General features: G+C 67.6%; 18 protein-coding genes and 1 tRNA gene. 11 read left to right on the top strand and 8 right to left on the bottom strand.

Annotation, left to right across the window (positions count from 1 at the left end; translation table 11 throughout):
• Positions 1 to 44 precede the first annotated feature (44 nt).
• Together ACT53M_RS10510 and pdxH are read right to left on the bottom strand one after the other, a co-directional pair.
• On the bottom strand, positions 45 to 977 hold the full coding sequence (locus ACT53M_RS10510; RefSeq protein WP_476233195.1) for a cation diffusion facilitator family transporter: 933 nt from the start codon (positions 975 to 977) through the stop codon (positions 45 to 47).
• Positions 974 to 1,552: a pyridoxamine 5'-phosphate oxidase gene (gene pdxH, locus ACT53M_RS10505; RefSeq protein WP_476233194.1), complete on the bottom strand. Its 579-nt coding sequence runs from the start codon at positions 1,550 to 1,552 to the stop codon at positions 974 to 976. The genes ACT53M_RS10510 and pdxH overlap by 4 nt, the downstream gene beginning before the upstream one ends.
• Positions 1,553 to 1,649: 97 nt before the next feature.
• Here pdxH and ku point away from each other — a divergent pair, with 97 nt between their 5' ends.
• The 8 genes from ku to ACT53M_RS10465 all read left to right on the top strand — a co-directional run bounded on the left by ku (position 1,650) and on the right by ACT53M_RS10465 (position 14,157).
• The gene (gene ku / locus ACT53M_RS10500) at positions 1,650 to 2,510 is read left to right on the top strand and encodes a non-homologous end joining protein Ku (protein WP_476233193.1); all 861 of its coding nucleotides are present in this window, start codon (positions 1,650 to 1,652) and stop codon (positions 2,508 to 2,510) included.
• Positions 2,503 to 5,022 (top strand): DNA ligase D, encoded by a 2,520-nt coding sequence (gene ligD / locus ACT53M_RS10495; protein ID WP_476233192.1) that lies wholly within the window; start codon positions 2,503 to 2,505, stop codon positions 5,020 to 5,022. The genes ku and ligD overlap by 8 nt, the downstream gene beginning before the upstream one ends.
• 55 nt (positions 5,023 to 5,077) lie before the next feature.
• Positions 5,078 to 5,659 (top strand): RNA polymerase sigma factor, encoded by a 582-nt coding sequence (locus ACT53M_RS10490; protein ID WP_476233191.1) that lies wholly within the window; start codon positions 5,078 to 5,080, stop codon positions 5,657 to 5,659.
• The gene (locus tag ACT53M_RS10485; protein ID WP_476233190.1) at positions 5,625 to 6,584 is read left to right on the top strand and encodes a FecR family protein; all 960 of its coding nucleotides are present in this window, start codon (positions 5,625 to 5,627) and stop codon (positions 6,582 to 6,584) included. The genes ACT53M_RS10490 and ACT53M_RS10485 overlap by 35 nt, the downstream gene beginning before the upstream one ends.
• Positions 6,585 to 6,673: 89 nt before the next feature.
• Positions 6,674 to 9,457: a TonB-dependent receptor gene (locus ACT53M_RS10480; RefSeq protein WP_476233189.1), complete on the top strand. Its 2,784-nt coding sequence runs from the start codon at positions 6,674 to 6,676 to the stop codon at positions 9,455 to 9,457.
• A gap of 24 nt (positions 9,458 to 9,481) precedes the next feature.
• A complete protein-coding gene (locus ACT53M_RS10475; protein WP_476233188.1) occupies positions 9,482 to 10,705 on the top strand; it encodes a histidine-type phosphatase in 1,224 nt (407 codons plus the stop codon).
• A gap of 78 nt (positions 10,706 to 10,783) precedes the next feature.
• A complete protein-coding gene (locus ACT53M_RS10470) occupies positions 10,784 to 13,264 on the top strand; it encodes a circularly permuted type 2 ATP-grasp protein (RefSeq protein WP_476233187.1) in 2,481 nt (826 codons plus the stop codon).
• On the top strand, positions 13,264 to 14,157 hold the full coding sequence (locus tag ACT53M_RS10465) for a transglutaminase family protein (RefSeq protein ID WP_476233252.1): 894 nt from the start codon (positions 13,264 to 13,266) through the stop codon (positions 14,155 to 14,157). Before ACT53M_RS10470 ends, ACT53M_RS10465 begins: the two co-directional genes overlap by 1 nt.
• 34 nt (positions 14,158 to 14,191) lie before the next feature.
• On the opposite strand, the gene ACT53M_RS10460 is transcribed toward ACT53M_RS10465, so the two are convergent.
• Positions 14,192 to 15,403 carry a phospholipase D-like domain-containing protein gene (locus tag ACT53M_RS10460; protein ID WP_476233251.1) on the bottom strand — a complete coding sequence of 404 codons (1,212 nt, stop codon included), beginning with the start codon at positions 15,401 to 15,403 and terminating at the stop codon, positions 14,192 to 14,194.
• A gap of 171 nt (positions 15,404 to 15,574) precedes the next feature.
• Here ACT53M_RS10460 and rpoZ point away from each other — a divergent pair, with 171 nt between their 5' ends.
• Positions 15,575 to 15,919 (top strand): DNA-directed RNA polymerase subunit omega, encoded by a 345-nt coding sequence (rpoZ, locus tag ACT53M_RS10455; RefSeq protein ID WP_476229276.1) that lies wholly within the window; start codon positions 15,575 to 15,577, stop codon positions 15,917 to 15,919.
• Between the two features lie 71 nt (positions 15,920 to 15,990).
• Here rpoZ and ACT53M_RS10450 read toward each other — a convergent pair whose 3' ends face one another.
• From ACT53M_RS10450 to ACT53M_RS10440, 3 genes are read right to left on the bottom strand one after another with little or no spacing between them, the layout of a single operon-like run.
• Positions 15,991 to 16,272: a hypothetical protein gene (locus tag ACT53M_RS10450; protein WP_476233185.1), complete on the bottom strand. Its 282-nt coding sequence runs from the start codon at positions 16,270 to 16,272 to the stop codon at positions 15,991 to 15,993.
• Between the two features lie 55 nt (positions 16,273 to 16,327).
• Positions 16,328 to 17,023 (bottom strand): RlmE family RNA methyltransferase, encoded by a 696-nt coding sequence (locus tag ACT53M_RS10445; protein WP_476233184.1) that lies wholly within the window; start codon positions 17,021 to 17,023, stop codon positions 16,328 to 16,330.
• Positions 17,024 to 17,033: 10 nt separating this feature from the next.
• Positions 17,034 to 18,071 (bottom strand): Ppx/GppA phosphatase family protein, encoded by a 1,038-nt coding sequence (locus ACT53M_RS10440; RefSeq protein WP_476233181.1) that lies wholly within the window; start codon positions 18,069 to 18,071, stop codon positions 17,034 to 17,036.
• A 178-nt stretch (positions 18,072 to 18,249) separates the two neighbouring features.
• Here ACT53M_RS10440 and ACT53M_RS10435 point away from each other — a divergent pair.
• A tRNA-Gln gene (locus ACT53M_RS10435) sits at positions 18,250 to 18,323 on the top strand.
• A 107-nt stretch (positions 18,324 to 18,430) separates the two neighbouring features.
• Positions 18,431 to 19,102 (top strand): phosphatase PAP2 family protein, encoded by a 672-nt coding sequence (locus ACT53M_RS10430; RefSeq protein ID WP_476233180.1) that lies wholly within the window; start codon positions 18,431 to 18,433, stop codon positions 19,100 to 19,102.
• A 3-nt stretch (positions 19,103 to 19,105) separates the two neighbouring features.
• Here ACT53M_RS10430 and ACT53M_RS10425 read toward each other — a convergent pair whose 3' ends face one another.
• Complete coding sequence (locus ACT53M_RS10425; RefSeq protein ID WP_476233178.1) at positions 19,106 to 20,557, bottom strand: helicase HerA domain-containing protein; 1,452 nt, start codon at positions 20,555 to 20,557, stop codon at positions 19,106 to 19,108.
• 97 nt (positions 20,558 to 20,654) lie between these two features.
• On the bottom strand, positions 20,655 to 21,872 hold the full coding sequence (locus ACT53M_RS10420) for a UbiH/UbiF/VisC/COQ6 family ubiquinone biosynthesis hydroxylase (RefSeq protein WP_476233177.1): 1,218 nt from the start codon (positions 21,870 to 21,872) through the stop codon (positions 20,655 to 20,657).
• Between the last annotated feature and the right edge of the window lie 53 nt (positions 21,873 to 21,925).

Here is a 21,925-nt window from a genome sequence, read left to right as displayed (position 1 = left end):
CTCAGCAACGATGCGCCAAAGATAGGGGGTGTCACGCCCTATTGTTACGGTGCGACGGTTTGGGGGGCGCTTTCCTCTAGCAGATTCGCTTCCGCCCGGTGATTGTCGGGGTCGTCGACATGGCCGTCCGGATCGACATGAATCAGGATTTCGGTCCCCGGAAACGCCTCTCCCAGCGCCGCCTCGAGCCGTTCGACCACGTCATGCGCTTCGGCGATCGTCATGGTCGGCCGCATGCTGACATGGAACTGCACGAAATCGCGGTGCCCGCTGGTGCGGGTGCGCAGGTCGTGCAGGCTCTTCAGTTCGGGATGGGTAGCGGCGATCTCGACGAAGCGGCGGCGCTGCTCCTCGGGCCATTCCCGGTCCATCAGCTGGTCGATCGCCGCGACCGAGGCACGCCACGCGCCCCACAGCAGCCACAGAGCAATCGCGATGCCGAACAGCGGATCGGCCCCCGCGAGGCCGAGATAGCTTTCGCACACCAGCGCGCCGATCACCGCCGCGTTGAGATAGAGGTCCGAGCTGTAATGGATGCTGTCGGTGGTGATCGCGATCGAATTGGTGCGGCGGATCACCGAGCGCTGATAGCGGGTAAGCGCCAGCGTCACGACGATCGCGATCACCGACACGGCGATGCCATCGGCGGGGTGCGCGCTCGTCTCGCTTTGCACCAGCCGCTGGATCGCGCGCAGCAGGATAGCGAAGCCGGAAATCGCGATGATCGCCACCTGGAACAGCGCCGCCAGCGCCTCCGCCTTGCCATGGCCGAAGCGATGTTCGTCATCCGCCGGCTGTGCCGCCCAGTGCACGCCGCCCAGCGTGACCAGCGAGGCGATCAGGTCTAGCCCCGAATCCGCCAGGCTCGCCAGCACCGCGACCGAACCGGTCTTGACGGCGGCATACCCCTTGATCGCGCCGAGGAAGAGGGCGCTGCTGACACTGGCGATCGCGGCGCGACGGGCAAGGTTGCTCACGGGAAGAGCATGCCTTCCTGCCAGCCCTCACCCAGGCGGGTGAAGACGCGGCGCTCGTGCAGGCGATGTTCGCGGTCCAGCCAGAATTCGATACGCTCGGGCGTTACGCGATAGCCGCCCCAATGCGGCGGGCGCGGCACCGGCTGCCCCTCGAACCGGGCGCGCACTTGCTCGTAACGTGCCTCGAACGTCGCGCGGGCATCGAGCGGACGCGACTGGTCCGATGCCCAGGCGCCGAGCTGCGAATCGCGGCTGCGGCTGGCGAAATAGGCGTCGGACTCGGCGTCGCTGACAAAGCCGATCGGCCCTTCGATGCGGATCTGGCGGCGCAGCGACTTCCAGTGGAACAGCAAGGCGACCTGCGGGTTGGCGGCAAGGTCGCCGGCCTTGCGGCTCTCGCGGTTGGTGTAGAAGACGAAGCCGCGCTCGTCATAGCCCTTCAGCAGCACCATCCGCACCGAGGGCTTGCCCTGCGAGTCCGCCGTGGCCAGCGCCATCGCATTGGAATCGTTGGGTTCGGTGGCGCGCGCCTCGACATACCAGTCGTGGAACAGCGCGAAGGGGTCGGTGCTCATGGGTGTGCCTCTACAGCCAAATTGCCGCCGTTGCGATGGGCGGAACAAGCGCGACCCTTGGCGAATTGAATCGGGCCTGCAACGAGGAGACATCCGCATGGCCGCGCGCGCCTATTGGCAGGGACAGATACGGCTGGCGCTGGTTTCGATTCCCGTCGAGATCTACACCGCCACCAAGTCCGGCGCGCAGATCGCGTTCCACCAGATCCACGAACCAAGCGGCCAGCGGATCCACTATGAGAAGGTCGCCCCCGGCATCGGCGCGGTCGAACCCGACGAGATCGTCAAGGGTTATGAGGTGGAGAAGGGCGAATATGTCCTGCTCGAACAGGACGAAATCGATGCAGTGAAGCTCGAATCGAAGAAGACGCTCGAGCTCACCCAGTTCGTCGACGCCGACGCGATCGACGTGCTCTATTATGAGCGCCCCTATTTCGTGGTGCCCGCCGACGACCTGGCGGAAGAAGCGTTCATCGTGCTGCGCGAGGCGCTGCGGCGCGCGCGCAAGGTGGGGCTGGGCCAGCTTGCGATGCGCGGCCGCGAATATGTCGTAAGCCTGAAACCCTGCGGGCGCGGCATGATCCTCGAAACGCTGCGCTACGCCGATGAGGTGCAGAAAGCGCAGGGCTATTTCCGCGATATTCCGGACAGCGAGCCCGACAGCGAGCTGCTCGAACTCGCCCAGACGTTGATCGAGAAAAAGGCGGGCAAATTCAATCCGCAGAGTTTCCATGACCGCTATGTCGACGCGCTGCGCGATCTGATCGAGCGGAAGAAAAAGGCCAAGGGCGCGAAGATACTGGAAGACCCGGACAAGGGCGAAAGCCGCGGATCGAATGTGGTCGACCTGATGGCGGCGCTGAAGAAGTCGCTGGGATCGGACAGTGCGGCGGCACTAAAGGCCGGACCGGCAGCGAAAAAGGTGCAGGCGAAGAGACCGGCGAAGAAACGTGCCTGAAACCGACCGCCTCGCCCGCTACAACGCCAGGCGCGATTTCGCGAAGACCGCCGAACCCGTGGGCACGGTGGCGAAGGGCGGCGGCAGCCGCTTTCTCGTGCAGAAGCATGATGCGACCCGGCTGCACTGGGACTTTCGGCTGGAGGTGGACGGCGTGCTGAAAAGCTGGGCCGTAACGCGCGGCCCCAGTCTGGACCCGGCCGAAAAGCGGCTGGCGGTGCGCACCGAGGACCACCCTTTATCCTATGCCGATTTCGAAGGGACGATCCCCCAGGGCCAATATGGCGGCGGCACGGTGATGCTGTGGGACACCGGAAGCTGGGCGCCGGTTGCGGGCAAAAGCGCGAAGGATCTGGAAAAAGGCCATCTCCATTTCGTGCTGCATGGCCAACGGATGCAGGGCGAATGGCTGCTGATCAGGCTGAAGCCGCGCGGCAAGGAAAAGGTCGAGAACTGGCTGCTGCGCAAGCTCGACGACGATTTTGCCGGGGCTACCGATGCGCTGGTGGAAAACGGGCTGACCAGCGTGCAGACCGGCCGGACGATGCAGGAAATTGCGGAGGGAAGGCCGCCTGCACTCCCCTCCCGCTTGCGGGAGGGGTCGGGGGAGGGGCTGGAACCGAGCAGCGCTTCTTCCACATCAGTCCCTCCCCCAGCCCCTCCCGCAAGCGGGAGGGGAGCGAAGGCGCGAGGCGGTGCGAAAGGATCGAAGGCCCCGCCGTTTCACCAGCCCCAACTCGCCACGCTGGTCGACAGCGTCCCCGCCGACAACCAGTGGCTCCACGAAATCAAATATGACGGTTATCGCGCGCTGATCGCCACCGGCGCAGGGCGCGCGCGTATCTATACGCGCTCCGGACTCGACTGGACCGACCGGTTTCCCGGCATCGCCGAAGCCGCCGCCACCCTACCGCCAAGTGCGCTGATCGATGGCGAGATCGTCGCGATGCAGAACGGCAAGCCCGATTTCTCGGCCCTCCAGGCGGCGCTGTCAGCCGGCGGCGACGGGCTGACCTGTTTCGCCTTCGACCTTCTCTCGGAAGGCGGCGAGGATCTGACGGCGCTGCCCCAGATCGAGCGCAAGGAGCGGCTCCGCGCGCTGCTCGACGGCGCGGACGATCCGATCCGCTATTCGGATCATGTCGTCGGTAATGGCGAAAAGCTGTTCGACGCCATGTGCCGCGAAGGGCTGGAGGGCGTCGTGTCGAAGCGCGCCGATGCGCCCTATCGCGGCGCCCGCACCAAAGCCTGGCTGAAAACCAAATGCACCCAGCGACAGGAATTCGTGATCCTGGGCTGGACCGCCTCCAGCGCCAGAGGCCGCGGGTTCAAGTCGCTGCTGCTGGGACTGAACGGACCGGAGGGGCTGGTCTATGCCGGCAAGGTCGGCACCGGCTTCAGCACCGAGACGCTGCTGGCGCTGCGCGAACGGATGGATGCGCTTGCCACCGATACCCCTACAGCGAAGGTGCCCCGCGCCGAAGCACGCGGCGCGCATTGGGTGAAGCCCGAACTGGTCGCGGAAATCGCCTTTGCCGAATTCACCGCGGAAAAGGTGGTCCGCCATGCAAGCTTTCTGGGCCTGCGCGAGGACAAGCCCGCCAGCGCCGTAGTGGCGGAGATGCCCGCCAAACTGCCCGAAGCCGCTGCCTCCACCATCAAGATCAGCAACCGCAGCCGGGTAATCTTCCCCGAATCGAACCTGACCAAGGGCGACCTGGCCGATTATTACGCTGCGGTAGCGCCCATCGCCCTGCCCTGGCTGGCCGACCGGCCCGTCAGTCTAGTCCGCTGTCCGCAAGGGCGCGCGCGGCAATGTTTTTTCCAGAAGCACGACGCGAGCAGCTTTGGCGAACAGGTCCACCATGTCGACGTCCGCGAAAAGGACGGGTCGGTCGAACCCTATCTTTACGTGTCGGATGTCGACGGCATGCTCGCCTGCGTCCAGATGGGCACGATCGAGTTTCATGGCTGGGGCGCGCGCGTAGTCGACATCGAAAAGCCCGACCGCATGGTGTTCGACCTCGATCCCGACGAAGGGCTCGACTTCGCCGCGGTCAAGAAGGCGGCCGAGCATCTGAAGGACCAGTTGGCCGAGATGGGGCTGACCAGCTGGCCGATGCTTTCGGGCGGCAAGGGGGTGCATGTGATCGTGCCGCTGGTGCCGCGCGCCGAATGGCCGGCGGTGCGCAGCTTTGCCGAGCGCTTTGCCCGCGCACTCGCCCAGGCCGAGCCCGAGCGGTTCACTGCCAACCTCAAGAAGGCCAGCCGCAAGGGACGCATCTTCATCGACTATCTGCGCAACCAGCGCGGCGCGACGGCGGTGCTGCCCTATGTCGCCCGCGCCCGCGAAGGGGCGCCGGTGGCGGCGCCCGTCACCTGGACTGAGCTGCGCGACATCGAGAGCCCGCGTGCCTTTTCGATCCGCGACGCCGCCACGTTGCTCGACCGCGCCGCCGGCCGCGCACTCCGCGGCTGGGGCGAGGCCGACCAAATGTTGCCGGATCTGTAACGCCGCTGTCACGAGCTTTACGCATCCATCGCCTAGCCGACGGGTCCGGAAAGGCATGTCGGTGCTTGCAGCTTCGCCCGAAATCATCCGCTGGGTGGCGGCCCATGTCGTGCCGCAGGAGCCCTATGTCCGCGCCGCGCTGCGCCGCGCGGGCGTGTCCGATGCCGATGCCGACGACCTGATTCAGGAAGGCTATTGCCGGCTCGCCGCGCTGGAAAGCGTAACGCATGTCGACCGGCCGGGCGCCTATTTCATGCAGCTGGTGAAGAATCTGTGGCGCGACCAGCTGCGCCGCGCACAAATTATTCGCTTCGAGGCGGTTACGGAAAGTGCCCATCTGTTCGTCGAGGCAGAAGAACTGGGCGTGGAGGCCGCCGTGGCGGCGCGCGAGCAGATTCGGCTGGTCGAGCGGCTGCTGGCCGATCTGCCCGAACGCTGCCGCACCATCTTCACGCTCAAACGTATCGAGGGGTTGCCGCAAAGAGAGATTGCGCAGCGGCTCGGGGTAAGTGAAAGCGTCGTCGAAAACGACGTGCAAAAGGCACTCCGGACGATCCAGCGTGCGCTGCGGACGGAACGGATCGAGAAGGACGAAAAGGGCGTTGGCGAACCGCGGCACTACCGCATCCCGGCTTGAAGACGAGGCTGCCGCCTGGGCAGCCCGCATCGACGCAGCGCCCGCTTCCCGCCACCCCGGCCTTGAACAATGGCTGGCTGCGGACCCGTCGCACCGCGGCGCCCTGCTGCGCGCACAGGCCACGCTGGTAATGCTGGGCGGCGCCGTGCCGCAAGCGCCGGCGGCGGCGGAAGCGGAGGAACGGCGGCCCCGGCACTGGCCCCGCTGGGCCATCGGCGGCGGGGCTGCGCTGGCGGCATCGCTGGCAGCGGCGGCGCTGCTGCTGCCCGGCGGCCAGCGCATCCATACCGATATCGGCGAGGTACGCTCGGTCGCGCTGCACGACGGATCGTCGCTGGCGGTCGACGCGCGCAGCGCGCTGGTGGCGAAGGTCGACAATGCCCGACGGGAAGTGACGCTGGAAGACGGCAAGGCGCTGTTCCGCGTGCGGCACGATGCCGCGGCGCCCTTTCGCGTCATCGTGGGCGATGTGACCATCACCGATCTCGGCACCGTCTTTCAGGTCGCGACCGACCGCGATGCGGGCACTGTCGATGTGCTGGTGTCGCAGGGGATGGTCGAGGTGCGCAGCGGCGGACGCACGACCCGCCTCGCCGCCGGCCAGCGCGCGCATTTCGCCATCGATGCCAGTGCGAAGACGGCCGCAGCGCCGGTGGAACAGATCGACGCCACCGCAATCGACCGCGCACTAGGCTGGACCAATGGCCGGCTGGAACTGGACGGCGAGACGCTGGGAGAGGCCGTGGCCGAACTCAACCGCCACAACCGGCTGCAGATCACGCTGGCGGGCGCGGGACTGGCCGGCGAGAAGCTCTACGGCGTGTTCCGCATCGACGATCCCGCCGGCTTCGCCCAGGCCGCCGCAATGGGTACCGCCGCCTCCGCGCGGATCGGCGACGACGGGATCGTTATTGCCCGGCACTAAAAAAGATGAATCGGCCGTAAGGAAAACCCCGCCGCCCTCGTCGAGCGATCGAGGACCGCGCCATTCCGGCGCTTTGGGGGTGGAATATCATGGGACGGAAAAATCGCTGGCTTGGCGCGACGGCTGTCGTGGCGATGACCACGCTGGCGCAGCCTGCGCTGGCCCAGGTGCAGCATTTCAACATTCCGGCGCAGGAAGTGACCGGCGCGGTGCGGCTGTTCGCGCATCAGGGCGGCGTGCAGATCATCGTTGCCGGCAGCGTGGGCGGCGGGCGCCGCACCAATGCCGTGTCGGGCAAGCTGCGCGTGGCCGATGCGCTGAACCAGATGCTGGCGCGTACCGGGCTGGTGGCGCGCGCCGCCGGGCCGAACAGCTATGTCATCGTCGCCCAGGACCGTCCCGCCGAATCATCGCGCAACGAAGCCACCGAGGCAAAGCCCCAGGACGCGCCGCAGGAAGTGGTCGTGACCGGCTTTCGCGCCTCGCAGCGTGAGGCGGTGGCGGAAAAGCGCAGCGCCGACAATGTGATCGAGACGCTGCACGCCAATGATGTGGGCAAGCTGCCCGACCAGAATGTCGCCGAAGCGATCAAGCGCCTGCCCGGCCTGTCGGTCGCCAACGATCAGGGCGAGGGCCGCTACGCCATCGTGCGCGGTATCGACCCCGCGCTGCTCAACGTCACGCTGAACGGCCAGACGCTGCCGGCGCCCGAGCCCGGCAGCCGCCAGGTGAAGCTGGACGATCTTCCCTCGGCGATGATCCAGTCGGTTGCCATCACCAAGTCGCTGCTGCCGAGCCAGGACGCCAACGCCATTGCCGGTGAAGTGGCGATCCGCACCCGCACCGCATTCGATAGCGCGAAGCCCTTCTTCCTCGACGCGCGCGCTGCGCAGGGCTGGTACTCGCTCAACCACAAGGTGCCGTACGAACTCGACGGCACGGTTGGCGGCCGCTTCGGCAAGGAGCAGCAGTTCGGCGCGGTCCTCTCGGTCAATTATTCGGAACGACCGATCCGCAGCGAGAACTATCAGGGCTCGAGCAACTGGAATGCCGCAGGCGTTCCGGACGGCAACGGCCTGCGCGACTATAACCTTACCCGCACCCGGCTGGGCGTGGTCGGCAATCTCGACTGGCACCCGAGCGACACGGTGAAGCTGTACCTGCGTTCCAGCTATTCGCAGTTCAAGGATCACGAGATCCGCGACCAGAACCGGCTGGCGCTCACTACCTTCACGGCGCCCTACAAGGCGACCGGCACCATCCTGGTGCGCAACCGCAACGAGGACGACAACACCAAGTCGGTCACGCTGGGCGGCGAATTCCGCGACATCGCCGGCGGCACGCTGGAAATGTCGGGCAACTGGACCCGCGCCGAAAAGCGCGATCCGCTGCGCAGCGAATTCACCTTCACCACGGCCAAGGGCGGGCTGACGGTCAATTACGACCCCTCGACCTACCCCTATACGCTGACGCCGGCCACGGCGGCGTTCACCACGCCCTCGCTGTTCACCTTCAGCAAGGTCAATTTCGACCGGCGCTTCACCTATGAAGAACTGTGGCAGGGCCGCGTCGATTACAGCCATCCCATTGCGATCGGCGACGATTCGAGCATCAAGGTCGGCGCCAAATATCTGAGCCGCGACAAGTTCAACGACCAGAACAAGCAGAATTACGGCACCGGCACCACCAAATGGACGCTGGACAGCACCGTCGCGAGCATCCGCAACACCAGCTTCTATGACGGCATGTTCGCGTTCGGCGAGCGGATCAACTATGACAACGCGCTGGCCTATTTCAACGCCAACCCGTCGGTTGCGAAGCTGAACACCAGCTCGACGATCAGCGACACGCTGTCGAACGATTCGGACGTGCATGAAAAGATCACGGCCGGCTATGTGATGGCGTCGCTGAAATTCGGCGGCCTCACTGTCCTGCCGGGCGTGCGCGTCGAACATACCGAAGACGATGTGAAGGCGAAGGTCGTCAACGCCAATTCCACCGTCAACGATGGCTATAACAGCTTCGGCCACAACAGCTACACGGACTTCTTCCCGGGCGTGAACGCCAAGCTGGATCTGGGCCACAATCTGCTGCTGCGCGGCGCAGTGACGACCTCGATCGGCCGGCCGAACTATTCGAATCTGGCGCCCTATGTTGTCGTCGACACCAGCGACCCCGCCGCCGCAGCGATCTCGCTCGGCAATCCGGGTCTGAAGCCGTATCGCGCAGTGAATTACGATGCGACGGTGGAATATTATCCGGCGCCGGGCGCAATCCTGTCGGCCGGCGTGTTCCACAAGGACATCGACAACCCGATCTACAGCAGCGGCTCGCGTCAGACCAACTTCACGGCGGCGGGTATCACCTATCCGGTAGCGAACGTCACCCAGCTGGTGAACGCCGATTCCGAGACGCTGACCGGCGTTGAAGGCAATGTGCAGGTGCAGTTTACCTTCCTGCCCGGGCTGCTCAGCGGCTTCGGCGTGTCGGCCAACTTCACCCATGTCTGGGGCCATGCCAGCGCGAGCGCGGTTCGCGCCGGCGATATCCCGCTCGCCTTCCAGTCGAAGAATGTCGGCAACGCGCAGATCTTCTTCGAGAAATATGGCCTTAGCGCGCGCGTGGCATTCAATTATCGCTCGTCCTATATGGACACGCTGGGCGGCAGTGCCGCGACCGATCAATATACCGACGGCAACGGCCAGCTCGACGTGCATCTGAGCTACCAGGTCACGCCGCAGTTCACGCTGTTCGGCGATGCGATCAACCTCAACGACGCCCCGTGGCGCCGCTATATCGGGTCGAAGAATCTGCTGATCGAACGCGAACATTATGGCCAGCAGCTGCGCGGCGGCGTGCAGATCCACTTCTGAACCAACGACAAGTAAGGAGAGACTATGCGCAGGATCGGACTGGGGCTGGCGGCAGTAGCGCTGCTGGCCGGCGCTGGCAGCGCGGCGGCACAGTCCGCCAGGGCCCCGTCCGATCCGCTGGTGGTCGACCGCGTCGTGGTGGTGATGCGCCACGGCGTCCGGCCGCCGACCAAAGCGCCGGCCATGCCGGTGGAAGTCACCCCCGAGCGCTGGCCCGACTGGCCGGTTCAGCCCGGCTGGCTGACGCCGCACGGCGCGCAGGCGGTGGCGCGGCTGGGTAGCGTCGACGGCAGCAACTGGCGCCGCCTCGGCCTGCTGCCGGCGCAGGCCTGTCCCACGGCAGACATGCTGCGGATCGTCGCGGACAGCGACCAGCGCACGATCGAAACCGCCAAGGCATGGGCGGGGGCAGCACTGCCCGGCTGCATGCCGGCGATCGACCATCGTCCGCAGGACGAGCCCGACGCCCGATTCTCCGCGATCGAATCGGGCAAGGCGCCGCTCGATCCGGCAGCGGCGGATGCCGCCGTGGCGGAAGCGGTGGGCCCCGGCGGCACCGCGACGCTCGATGCGCAGAACCGTCCGCTGCTCGCCCGGCTCGACGCCATCTTGTGCGGCGTCGCGCGCAGCGGCTGCGGCATCTCCGCCACGCCGACCGGGTTGGTACCGGCACGCCCGGACAAGCGCCCCAAATTGTCGGGCGCGCTCGATCGCGGCTCGACCGCGGCCCAGGTGCTGCTGCTCGAATATGCCGAGGGGAAACCGATGCAGCAGGTCGGCTGGGGCCGTGCGACCGCTGCCGACGTCACGCGCCTGTCGGCGCTCCATGCGCTGGAGTTCCGGCTGCTTGCCCGGCCCCGCCCTGTCGCCGCCGCCAATTTCGCCGGCCTCGCCCCCATCGTCCGCATGGGCCTGGGCGATCAGGGGCCGCGGGTCACGCTGATTTCCGGTCACGACACGCAAGTGGCCAATCTCGGTGGCCTGCTCGACGTGCACTGGCAAGTGCCGGGCTTCGCCGCCGACGATCCTGCCCCGGGCGGCGCGCTGATCCTCGAGCGGCTGCGCGACAAGGCCGGCGCCACCTATGTCCGTGTCCGCTACCGCGCGCAGACACTGGAACAGCTGCGGAGCGCCGCCCCGCTCGACATGGCCGGCCCCTATGACCGCGTGCTGCCGATTCCCGGCTGCAAGGCGCGCGGCGTTGAGGGGCTGTGCACGCTCGACGAGGCGCTCGCGCTGCTCGGCTGACGCGCCTCCGCACATCTCGCGTGTTGCAAGGCAGCATGGTTTCGCCCATCAACGCGGGCGGAAACAGGGGAAGCGTTCGTGGCCAGCCGCGCCGAGGCAGGATTGTTCGACGCCGGCGTCATCGCCGATCGATGGGTTGCCGACTATTGCGGCCAGGCCCCGGCGGGCGACATGCTCGCAACCAGCCAGTGCGAGGCCTGGACGGCGCTGTTCGAAGAACTCGCCGCACTGTCCGGTGACGGGCTGACGATCGCCCGCGAACGCGCGCATCGCCATGCCGAGGACATCGGCACCGGCTACCGGATCGGCGAGGAAGGCGAGGAGCGCCCCTGGCCGCTCTCCCCCGTACCGCTGCTGATCGGTCAGGCCGAATGGCGCGGAATCGAGGTCGGCATCGTCCAGCGTGCCGAGCTGATGGAAGCGCTGCTGCGCGACCTGTACGGGCCTGCCCAGCTGGTCGCGGACGGGCATGTGCCCGCCGCACTGCTGACCGGCAGCCCGTTCTTCCTGCGCCCGCTGACCCATTTGACGCCACCAGGCGAGCATCACCTGCATTTCGTCGCCTTCGATCTGTGCCGCGGGCCGGAAGGGACATGGCGCGTTCTCGCCGACCACCTTCGCGCGCCCGCCGGCGCCGGCTATGCGCTGGAAAACCGACTGGCGATGGCCCGCACGCTCGGCGAGCTGCAGGGCAGGCTCAACATCGAACGCCACGCCCCTTTCTTTGCGGCGTTCCGCGACGGGCTGGCCGCCGCCTGCCGCCGCGCCGAGCCGCGCATGGCGCTGCTGACGCCGGGCCGCTTCAACCCCAGCTATGCCGAACAGGCGCATCTGGCCCGCTATCTCGGCTTTCTGATGGTCGAGGGTGCCGACCTCGCGGTGCTCGACGACAGGCTCTATGTCCGCACCATCGCCGGGCTGAAGCGGATTGATGCGCTGTGGCACCGGCTGGATCCGCGCCTGCTCGATCCGCTGGCGCTCGATTCGCATTCGGGAATCGGCGTCCCCGGGCTGATCGACGCGATGGTCGCCGGCAATGTCGTGATCGCCAATGCGCCCGGTGCCGGGCTGCTCGAATCGCCCGCCTTTGCCGCCTTCCTGCCGCGCCTGAGCGAAGTGTTGACCGGGGCGCCGCTCGCACTCCCCAACATCGCCACCTGGTGGTGCGGCCAGCCGAGCGAGGCGGCGGAAGTGCTCGCCCGCCTCGACCAGTTGCTGGTCGCGCCGGCGTTCGGCGCGGCGCCGTTGGGGCTTCCCGACGGCAAGGCGGTGCTGGGCGCGCATCTCGACGCCGAGGCGCGCGCCACGCTGGCGGAGGATATGGCGCGCCGGCCGCAGGATTATGTCGGGCAGGAAGTCGTCCAGCTTTCGACCATGCCCTTCGTCGCTGAGGACCGGCTGGTGCCCCGCCCCTTCACCGTCCGCGTCTTTGCCGCCCGCGACGCCAAGGGCGGCTGGGCGGTGCTGCCCGGGGGCTTCGCGCGGATCGGCGAGCATCCCGACACCCGCGCCGCCGTGATGGGCGAAGGCAGCTGGTCGGCCGATGTCTGCATCCACGGGCCCGAGCCGGTGGCGCCGGTGTCGCTGCTCCCCTCGGGCGATTCGACGCAGCTGCGCCGCAACCCCGGCACGCTGCCCAGCCGGGTGGCCGACAACATGTTCTGGCTTGGCCGCTATCTCGAGCGCGGCGAGGCCCTGCTGTCGGTGCTGCGCGTGCTGCTCGGCCATTCGATCAGCGCCGATACCGGGGCCGCGCTGGCGCCCGACACAGTGGCGCGGCTGGCGGGCCTGGTGGTCGCCGCCGGCGCGGCCCCGGCACCCCGCGCGCTGAAGCGACACGACCTGACCCAGCTTGCCCGCACCGCGCTCGAATCGACTGACGGCGTGCAGAGCGTGCGGGCGATCAACCGGCAGGCGCGGATGATCGGCGCCGTGTCGCGCGACCGGCTTTCGGCCGACATGATCCGACTGCTCGATGCGCCGTTCCCCGATCGCGGCGTCCTGCTCGATCGCGCCGGATCGCTGCAGCGGCGCTATTCGGCGCTGGCGGGGCAGGCAGGCGAACATATGGGCCGTACCGATGCCTGGCGCTTCCACGATCTCGGCCGTCGTATCGAACGCGCACTGGCGACCCTCAGCTTCCTGCGCGCGCTGGGCGGTCCCGCAGCGACTGCCGATGACCTGTCGACGCTGCTCGACCTTGCCGATAGCCAGATCAGTTATCGCCAGCGCTATCTGACCGGCATGGCGCGCGTTCCCGTGCTCGACCTGCTCGCGCTCGATCCCGGCAATCCGCGCGGCATCGCCTTTCAGGCGGCGGCGATTTCGGCGCATCTCAACGCGCTGCCGGTGCTGTCCGACGACGGCCTTGCCGAACCGCAGCAGGAACAGGCGCGCGGCATCGCCGCCACGCTGGTCACGAGCAAGGCAACCGGCGTCGACGACACCTGGCTTGCCGATCTCCAGTCGCGACTATGGACGCTGTCGGAGGCGATCGGCCGCCGTTACTTCCTCCACGGGGCCGAGCCGCTGCGCCAGACGGGGCTGGTGCTGGCATGATGCTCTACCAGATCCGCCACGTGACCCGGTTCGATTATGCCCGGCCGGTCGCCTTCGCGCGCTGCAACTTGCGGCTGAAACCGATACTCTGGTCCGGGCAGATGATCGAGGACTATGCGCTGTCGATCGCACCGCACGGCCGCACCTTTCCGGCGCGCGCCGAGGCGGGGCTGGCCAATGTGATGCGGCTGGTGGTCGAGCAGGATGCGAGCAGCCTGACGATCGAAAGCCGCGCGCGCATCCGCGTCGACCGGCCGATTCCCCTTCCCTCGGCCAGCGACCCGACACTGGCCGAGGTTGCCGCCTGGGCGCGCGAAAGCCGTGATCCCACCCCGGCGGGGCCGGCCGCCTATCTGTTTCCGTCGCCGCTGATTCCGCTCGACCGCGAGATTGCCGCCTGGTGCCGGCAGGAACTCGATCCTGCGCGCGGCATCCTCGAGGCGGGCATCGCGCTAGCCCAGCGCATCCAGCGCGAATTCGCCTTCGATCCGACCGCCACGCTGGTCGATACGCCCCCGCACGAGGCCTTCGCCAAGCGCGGCGGCGTCTGCCAGGATTTTGCCCAGATCATGCTCTCCGGCCTGCGCGCGGCCGGGCTGCCCGCCGCCTATGTCTCGGGCTATCTGCGCACGCTGCCGCCACCGGGCCAGCCGCGGCTGGTGGGGGCGGATGCCACCCATGCGTGGGTGCTGCTTTGGTGCGGGCCAGAGATGGGCTGGGTCGGCGTCGATCCCACCAACGGCATCTGGATGGCGGAGGACCATGTCGTCGTGGCGATCGGCCGCGACTATGCCGACATCGCGCCGATCGACGGCATCGTACTGGGATCGGGCGCACAGGACATGCACGTCTCGGTCGACGTCGCCCCGCTGGAGCTGGCGGTGCCGGCATAAACGCTGATCTTCCCCGCCAAAGAAGGATTGGAACCTACCGCTTCCGACCGCGCCTTGCCCCGAAGTTCAGCCGCCGCGTGACGTTATAGTCGAGCACCGCCATTACGAAATACGCACCGAACTGCTTCACCCGCGTCCACCAGCTGGTGCGCGCTCGGTAGAGCTCGGGGGTGATCCGCTCGGAATGTGCCACTTCGCCATCGACATAGGCGCGGACATGCGCGGCAAAGGCCGGATCGGCGATGCGCAGCATCAGCTCCAGGTTCAGGAACATGCTGCGAATGTCGAAATTGGCCGAGCCGATATGCACGACATCGTCGATCACGAACAATTTGGTGTGCAGCTTGGTCGGCTGATATTCGTTGATCTGCACGCCCTTGCGGAGCAGCCCGGCATAGGTGAAGCGCGCCGCCCATACCGCCGCGCCATGATCCATCTTCGACGGCAGCACCAGTCGCACCCGCCCGCGCTCACCGGCGCGGTCCAGCCGGCGCAGCATGGCGGGACTGGGTGCGAAATAGGCAGCGATAATGTCGAGCAGCGCTGCCCGGTCCATATCGCGCTTCACCACCCGCGCCCAGGGCGACAGCCGCCGCATCGGTCCGCCGAGCAACCAGCGCGTGGTGCCGTCGGGCTCGCTCCAGGTGCGCAGCGTACGCCCCAGCGACCGCAGCGAGGCGCGCGGGCGCTTTGCCCAGCCCGCCAGCGCATCGAAATAGCCGACCAGCCGCGCCGCCGCCGGTCCCTCCACCAGCAGCCCAAGATCGCGCCAGGCCTGTTCGGCGGCGGTGCCGAAATAGCTGTCCTCGATATTGAACCCGCCGATGATGACCCGCGCCTCATCGGCCAGTGCCAGCTTCTGGTGGTTGCGCAGCAGATAGCGCCGCCCCCAGCGCGGCACGAAGCGGCACATCTCGACGCCGGCCGCACGCAGCGGATCAAAAAAGGCCCGAGCCGCGGCATGCTCGCTGCCCAGCCCGTCGACGATCAGGTGCACCTGCACCCCGCGCCGCGCCGCCGCGATCAGCGCATCGCGCACCGCCGCCCCGGCCGCATCGTCCACGTAAATATAATAGAGCACGCGCAGCGTCCGCTCGGCGCCGGCGATCAGGTCGAGCAGCGCCGCCATCCGCTCCGGCCCCTCGGGCAGCAGCGTCAGGCGATTGCCGTCGACCGTGAAATTGGGCTGGGAAAGCGGCGGCATGGCCCTGTGATGACGGGCGGCGCCGCCTTCGGCAAGCGGCATGGTTTCGGCATAGGCGGCCATCGCGCGTCGCGTCTCCTGCTGATACGCGGGCTCAACGATCGAGCGACGATAGGGTTCGGTGGTGGCGGGGCTGCCGCTTTCCTTGACATTTCGGGACTCGCCGCCTAACTGGCCGGTCTTTCCGGACACTATTACTCCAAGGAAGCGTAGATGGCGCGCGTCACAGTCGAGGATTGCGTAGACAAGGTCTCCAACCGGTTCGACCTGGTGTTGTTCGCCGCCCAGCGCGCGCGGCAGATTTCGGGCGGCGCCGAGCTGACGCTCGATCGCGACCGCGACAAAAACCCGGTAGTCGCCCTGCGCGAAATCGCCGAAGAGACGATCCGCCCGGATCATCTGGAAGAAGCGGTAGTGTCCAGCCTGCAGCGCGTCCGCATCGACGATGAGGAAGCACCGGACGAAATCGGTTCGATCGCAGCCCAGGCCGAGGCGCTTCGCCTGACCGCAGCAGCACCGCCGCGCAACCAGAATCTGGGCGGCGATTACGACGGCTGATCGCCGGACGCATCGGGTTCACAAGGGGCTGGCGGAAACGCCGGCCCTTTTTGTTGGCGGGGCGGGAGAAATTACTGTGCCGCGCCCCAAAGCCGGGTTCGCGCCTTCGCCAGCTCTGCCATGAACGCGCCGAGCGAATCGAGACGAGCATCCAGTTCCTCCGGCGTCACGCCCAGCCAGACCGAATCATCATAGGCTGCCCGCGCCGCCATCAGATCCTGTCCGGCGCGATAGCATTCGCTGATATACAGCGTTTCGAGCAGATCGGCGGAGCGGTCCTTCGGGCTGAGCCGGATCGCGCCATATTTCACCAGATATTCGGTAAGAATGCCTTCGTTCGAGGTGCTGACCATCGCGCAATCCCCTTTCCCGCGGGACATGGGGATACGAATTGCCCGCGCAAGAGCCTCAGTCCTGTGGCGCTTCCGCCGCCGAAACTTCGCTCCGCCCCTTGAATCCCTGCGCCACGACATACCATTCCACAGAGCCCTTGCGGCTGGCGGGCGGCTTGGCGTGCTTCACCGTGGCGAAGTTGCGCTTCATCTCCGCCACCAGCGCCGAATCGGCACCGCCGGCGAACACCTTGGCGACGAAATCGCCACCGGGTTCCAGTGTGCGCACTGCGAAGTCGAGCGCGGTTTCGACCAGCGCCATCGTCCGCAGGGCGTCGGTCTGCGGGTGGCCGACCGTGTTTGCGGCCATGTCCGACAGGATCAGGTCCGGCGCGCCGCCCAGCGCCTCGATCAGCCGGTCGGGCGCGGCATCGTCCATGAAGTCCATCTGGAGCAGCGTCGCACCCTCGATCGGGTCGACCGGTAGCAGGTCGATGCCGACCACCGCCGCCTTGGGCAGCCGCCGCCGCACCACCTGGGTCCAGCCGCCCGGCGCCACGCCCAGATCGACAACGCGCTTCGCGCCCTTCAGGAAATCGAACTTCTCGTCGAGCTCGGTCAGCTTGTACGCCGCGCGGCTGCGATAGCCCTCTGCCTTGGCGCGCTTGACATAGGGGTCGTTGAGCTGGCGTTCCAGCCAGCGCGTGGATTGTGCCGTGCGCCCCCGCGCCGTGCGCACGCGGACATGGCCGCGACCGCCGCCCCTGCTCATAGAAAATCCCTCACAATCCGGTGCCGCCGATCAGCCGCCGCAAAATACCTTCGCGGATGCCGCGATCGGCAATGCCCAGCCGTTCGGCGGGCCAGATGTCAAGGATCGTCTCCAGAATCGCGCAGCCCGCGACCACCAGGTCGGCGCGTTCGTTGCCGATGCACGGCACCTGCGCGCGTTCCTTCAGCGCCATCGCAGCGATGCGACTGCTGACACTGCGCATCGCCGCCGTCGGCACGATCAGCCCGTCCACCACCGAGCGGTCATAAGCGTTGAGGCCGAGGTGCACGCTGGCGAGCGTCGTCACAGTACCGCTGGTGCCGAGCAGCCGCGGCGTGCCCTTGGGCGCGCGGAGCCGCGCGACGAAGGGCGCAAAGCTGTCGCGCACCCGTTCGCGCATCGCGGCATAGCTGGCGGCGCGCGCCGCGGCATCCCCCGCACGGCCATGGCCGACCGCTTCGGTCAACGACACCACGCCCCAGGGCGCGCTGTGCCAATCGAGGATGTGCGGCGTCGGCGCCTGCGAATCGACCAGCACCAGCTCGGTCGAGCCGCCGCCGATGTCGAACACCAGCGCAGGGCCGTCGCCCGGCTCCAGCAGCGCATGGCAGCCGAGCACGGCCAGCCGCGCCTCTTCCTCCGCCGTGATGATATCGAGTGCGATGCCGGTCTCGCGATAGACGCGCTGGATGAAGGCCGCGCCATTTTCCGCCTGGCGGCAGGCCTGGGTCGCCACCGACCGCGCCAGCGCCACATTGCGGCGCTTGAGCTTGTCGGCGCAGATGCGCAGCGCCGCGAGCGTGCGGTCGATCGCGGCATCGGACAGGCGGCCGGTGGTCGCCAGTCCCTCGCCCAGCCGGACGATGCGCGAAAAGGCATCAACTACGGCAAAGCCCGCGCCCTGCGGCCGGGCGATCAGCAACCGGCAATTATTGGTGCCCAGATCGAGCGCGGCGTAATGCCGCGCGTCCGGGAAACGCGAAGCCGGGCGCTTGCCGGCGGGTGGCGGGGCACTACGGGCCTCCCCGGCGCGCCGCCCGCGGGGCATTCTGGCGGAGCCATCCCCCATGGTTTCAACTCACTTATGTTCTTCCGTCACGGACCAAAAACGGCCCGACCGGTGCTTGGATGCAACGCTAGCGCAGCGAAACGGCACGCGCAAGGCGAGCGGCCAATGCGGCGTTGACACCGCTGCGCCTTCGCCCTATCTGGCGCGGCCTGATCGGTGCCCCGTCGTCTAAAGGTAAGACTACGGACTCTGACTCCGTCAATTGAGGTTCGAATCCTCACGGGGCATCCAATCGCTTTCTACATTTCCCGCAATCGTCCCGCTTCCCTCGCACCGTCTCGCAGTGTCACCTGCCGCTCCCGCCCGTTAGGGCAAGCACGGATTGCAAGAGGAGCGACATGGCGCGCGATTTCCCTACATCGGGCACCCGCTGGCTATGGCCCGCGCTGGCCTTGCTGGCGCTATCGCTCGCCGGCATCGCGCTGCACCTCGCGCTGGGCTTTGCCCGCGGCTTTCCGCTCGACAGCGCCATCCTGCTGGCACTGCGCCAGCCCGGTGCGCCGGGCACGCCGGTCGGGCCGCGCTGGCTGCTCCAGTCGATGATCGACCTCAGCGCGCTCGGTGGCTACACCCTGCTCTGGCTGTTCGGCACGGCGACGATCCTGGTCCTGTTCGCCTTTGCCCGCCGCGCCGAAGCAGCGCTGCTGGCCGGATCGCTTATCGGCGCCTCACTGCTCAACGCGCTGCTGAAGCTGATCCTGCACCGGCCCCGGCCAGAGGTGGTGCCGCATCTTGCGCAGGTGTCGAACGCCAGCTTTCCCAGTGGCCATGCGATGATCGCCACCGCCGTCTACCTGACCCTTGCGGTAATGCTCGCCCAGACCCAGCCGAGCCGCTGGGCGCGCGCCTATCTGCTGGGCTTTGCGACGCTGCTGGTGCTGCTGATCGGCTGCAGCCGCGTCTATCTGGGCGTACACTGGCCGTCAGACGTGCTCGCCGGCTGGTGCTTCGGGGCGCTATGGGCGCTGGCGGTGTTCGCGATCAACGCGCGCCTGCACCGCCGCCGCTGATACTCAGCCTTCCGAGGCCTGCGTCGTCCAGCCCAGCCGGGGGATGGTGATCGAGCGTTTGCCCGCCAGATCCACCCGCGTCACGAACAGGCCCTTGCTCTCGATATATTGCATCAGCCGCCGCACGCGCCCGAGCGAGCCGGTGCCATAGCTGGTCGCGATCTCGGTATCGCTCGGGCAGGGCAGTCCTTCGCGTGCCGCGCGCGCCACCAGCAGAAACGGCCCCAGCATGTCGTCGGGCAGCGCCCGGGCTGCCTCCAGCGCCTGCGCCCAGTCGTCGTCCGGGTCGCCATGGATGCCGGCCCGCGCCGCCGACAGCCGACGGACAAAGTTCGACAGGTCGAGCGGCGGGCGGGTCAGCCCCACCATCCGGCAGCGCACCTGAAAATCCTGGTAGAGCACTGCCGGCGAGCGCAGCGCGGATTGCTCGTCCTCGACGATCGCGCGCAGCACGTCGGCGATAATGCCGGCCACTTCCTCGGGATCGCGCTCCGGCTCGGCGGGGTTGGCGGCGGGCGCCGTGCGCACCAGCGCCTCGAGCAGCGTTTCGGACTGCGCCTGCACCGGCGCGGGGGGCGGCGCAGGCGGTACCCATTCTGGCTCTGCAGGCGCGAGCAGCAGATCCTTGATCTCCTCGGTCGGCGCCTGAGGCAGCGGCGTCAGCTTCGGTGACGAGCTGCGCGCGCTGGTTTCCACCGATCCGATGCGGATCGCCACCGGCCGCCGCGTGATCGCCGGACCGAGACCCAGGAAATGGCCGCGCTGCAGGTCACGGATGCTTTCCGCCTGGCGCCGCTCCATGCCGAGCAGGTCGGCCGCGCGCTGCATGTCGATATCTAGAAAGGTGCGCCCCATCAGGAAATTCGACGCTTCCGCCGCTACATTCTTGGCCAGCTTGGCCAGCCGCTGTGTCGCGATCACCCCGGCCAGCCCGCGCTTGCGGCCGCGGCACATCAGGTTGGTCATCGCCGAGAGCGAGGCGCGGCGCACCTCCTCCGCCACTTCGCCGCCGCCGGCGGGGGCGAAGAGTTGCGCCTCGTCGACCACCACAAGCGCCGGATACCAATGGTCGCGCGGCGCATCGAACAGGCCGTTGAGGAAGGTAGCGGCGCAGCGCATCTGCCCTTCGGCCTCCAGCCCCTCCAGGCTGAGGACGACCGAGGCGCGATGCTCGCGGATGCGCCCGGCAAAGCGCGCCACGTCACGCTCGCTATGGTCGACCGCCTCGATCGCAAGATGGCCGTACCGGTCGGACAAGGTGACAAAATCGCCCTCCGGGTCGATCACCACCTGCTGCACATGGCCGGCCGACTGTTCGAGCAGACGCCGCAGCAGGTGCGATTTGCCCGAGCCCGAATTGCCCTGCACGAGCAATCGGGTGGCAAGCAGCTCCTCCAGATCGACCGGCACGGGGCTGCCCGTGCCGTCGACGCCCATGTCCACGCTGACGGTCATCGCGCCCGCTTTGCCGGATCAAGGGGGGCAGCGGCAAGGGTGGCGGTACGAAAAGCTGTGGGCGAGCGATAAACGCTGCCCGATACCACCCCAGGGTTCAGGCGGTGAAGCCCTGCAGCAGCTTCGGCACATCCCCGCTTTCGCCGCGCGCTTCACCCATGAACCAGCGCTTGAGCGGCGGCAGCCGGTCGACCGCCGACAGGCCGAACCGGCGCACTGCGTTAGGCAGCTTGCCCGGAATGCCGAACAATCGCGTCAATCCATCGGTTGCCAGCGCCACCATGAAGGTGTCTAGCCCGCGCCAGCGCTGATAGCGGGCGAGCAATTCGGGATCGCCCAGGTCCAGCCCCAGCCTCTTGCCGTCGACCAGCACCTCGACCAGCGTCGCCACGTCGCGGAAGCCGACATTCACGCCCTGCCCGGCAATCGGATGGATACCGTGCGCTGCATCGCCGACCAGCGCCAGCCGCTCGCCGGTGATCCAGGCGGCGTGGTGGAAGCCGAGCGGATAGGAAGAGCGCGACGACAGCGGCCCGAGCTTGCCGAGGAAGCCGCCCATCTTCTTTTCCGCCTCGGCCAGATAGGCGCGGTCGGAAATCTTGTGCATCGCCGCCGCATCGCGCGCGTTTACCGTCCACACCACCGCCGAGCGGTGGCCATGGGCATCGTCGAGCAACGGCAGGATCGCAAACGGCCCTTCGGGATAGAAGATTTCGTAGGCGATGTTCTCGTGCGACCGCTCGTGCCCCAGCGTCGCGATCATCGCCGCATGGTCATAGGTCCAGCGCGCGACCTTGAGCCCTGCGGCTTCGCGCGTCGGCGAGTTGCGTCCTTCGGCCGCGACCAGCAACTGCGCCCGCACCGTTGCGCCCGAATCGAGCGTCGCCACGACGCCCTGGGCATAGCGCACCACCGAAACCGCGCGCGTCCGCATCCGCATGTCGGCCTTGGGCGCCGCGACCGCCGCTTCGTAGAGCGCGGTGCGCAGCACGCGATTTTCGAACATATGGCCGAGTGCGCCATCATCGGCATCGGGCGCGAAGTCGAGCTTGCCCGGCGCCAGTCCATCGGACACGCGGATGCCCTCGATCGGGCACCCCTTGCCGGCAAGACGCGGTGCGACCCCGATAGCCTCGAACATCCGCATCGGCGCGCTGGCAATCGCCGAAGCGCGGCCGTCGAACGCTGCGGCCAGAATCGTCTCCGGGTCCGCCGGGTCGATCACAATGCTGGTGATGCCGTGCGCATCGAGTGCCACGGCCAGCGCGCTGCCGACCAGCCCGCCGCCAAGGATGAGAATGTCCGCCTGGTCCATGGCAAAAAGCCCTAGCATGTTCGGGCGCGCGTGCCAGCCGGCAAGAGGGGAAG

This window comes from Sphingomonas sp. DMC6, from assembly GCF_056314225.1.
This window is presented reverse-complemented; position numbering and strand designations above follow the sequence as displayed.

Bases quoted from the DNA above. Each gene is read 5' to 3' on its own strand.
- ACT53M_RS10475 (WP_476233188.1), top strand. From the start codon at position 9,482: ATGCGCAGGATCGGACTGGGGCTGGCGGCAGTAGCGCTGCTGGCCGGC.
- ku (WP_476233193.1), top strand. From the start codon at position 1,650: ATGGCCGCGCGCGCCTATTGGCAGGGACAGATACGGCTGGCGCTGGTT.
- rpoZ (WP_476229276.1), top strand. From the start codon at position 15,575: ATGGCGCGCGTCACAGTCGAGGATTGCGTAGACAAGGTCTCCAACCGG.
- ACT53M_RS10440 (WP_476233181.1), bottom strand. From the start codon at position 18,071: ATGCCCCGCGGGCGGCGCGCCGGGGAGGCCCGTAGTGCCCCGCCACCC.
- ACT53M_RS10425 (WP_476233178.1), bottom strand. From the start codon at position 20,557: ATGACCGTCAGCGTGGACATGGGCGTCGACGGCACGGGCAGCCCCGTG.
- ACT53M_RS10430 (WP_476233180.1), top strand. From the start codon at position 18,431: ATGGCGCGCGATTTCCCTACATCGGGCACCCGCTGGCTATGGCCCGCG.
- ACT53M_RS10445 (WP_476233184.1), bottom strand. From the start codon at position 17,023: ATGAGCAGGGGCGGCGGTCGCGGCCATGTCCGCGTGCGCACGGCGCGG.
- ACT53M_RS10460 (WP_476233251.1), bottom strand. From the start codon at position 15,403: ATGCCGCTTGCCGAAGGCGGCGCCGCCCGTCATCACAGGGCCATGCCG.
- ACT53M_RS10480 (WP_476233189.1), top strand. From the start codon at position 6,674: ATGGGACGGAAAAATCGCTGGCTTGGCGCGACGGCTGTCGTGGCGATG.
- ACT53M_RS10450 (WP_476233185.1), bottom strand. From the start codon at position 16,272: ATGGTCAGCACCTCGAACGAAGGCATTCTTACCGAATATCTGGTGAAA.
- ACT53M_RS10465 (WP_476233252.1), top strand. From the start codon at position 13,264: ATGCTCTACCAGATCCGCCACGTGACCCGGTTCGATTATGCCCGGCCG.
- ACT53M_RS10490 (WP_476233191.1), top strand. From the start codon at position 5,078: ATGTCGGTGCTTGCAGCTTCGCCCGAAATCATCCGCTGGGTGGCGGCC.
- ACT53M_RS10420 (WP_476233177.1), bottom strand. From the start codon at position 21,872: ATGGACCAGGCGGACATTCTCATCCTTGGCGGCGGGCTGGTCGGCAGC.
- pdxH (WP_476233194.1), bottom strand. From the start codon at position 1,552: ATGAGCACCGACCCCTTCGCGCTGTTCCACGACTGGTATGTCGAGGCG.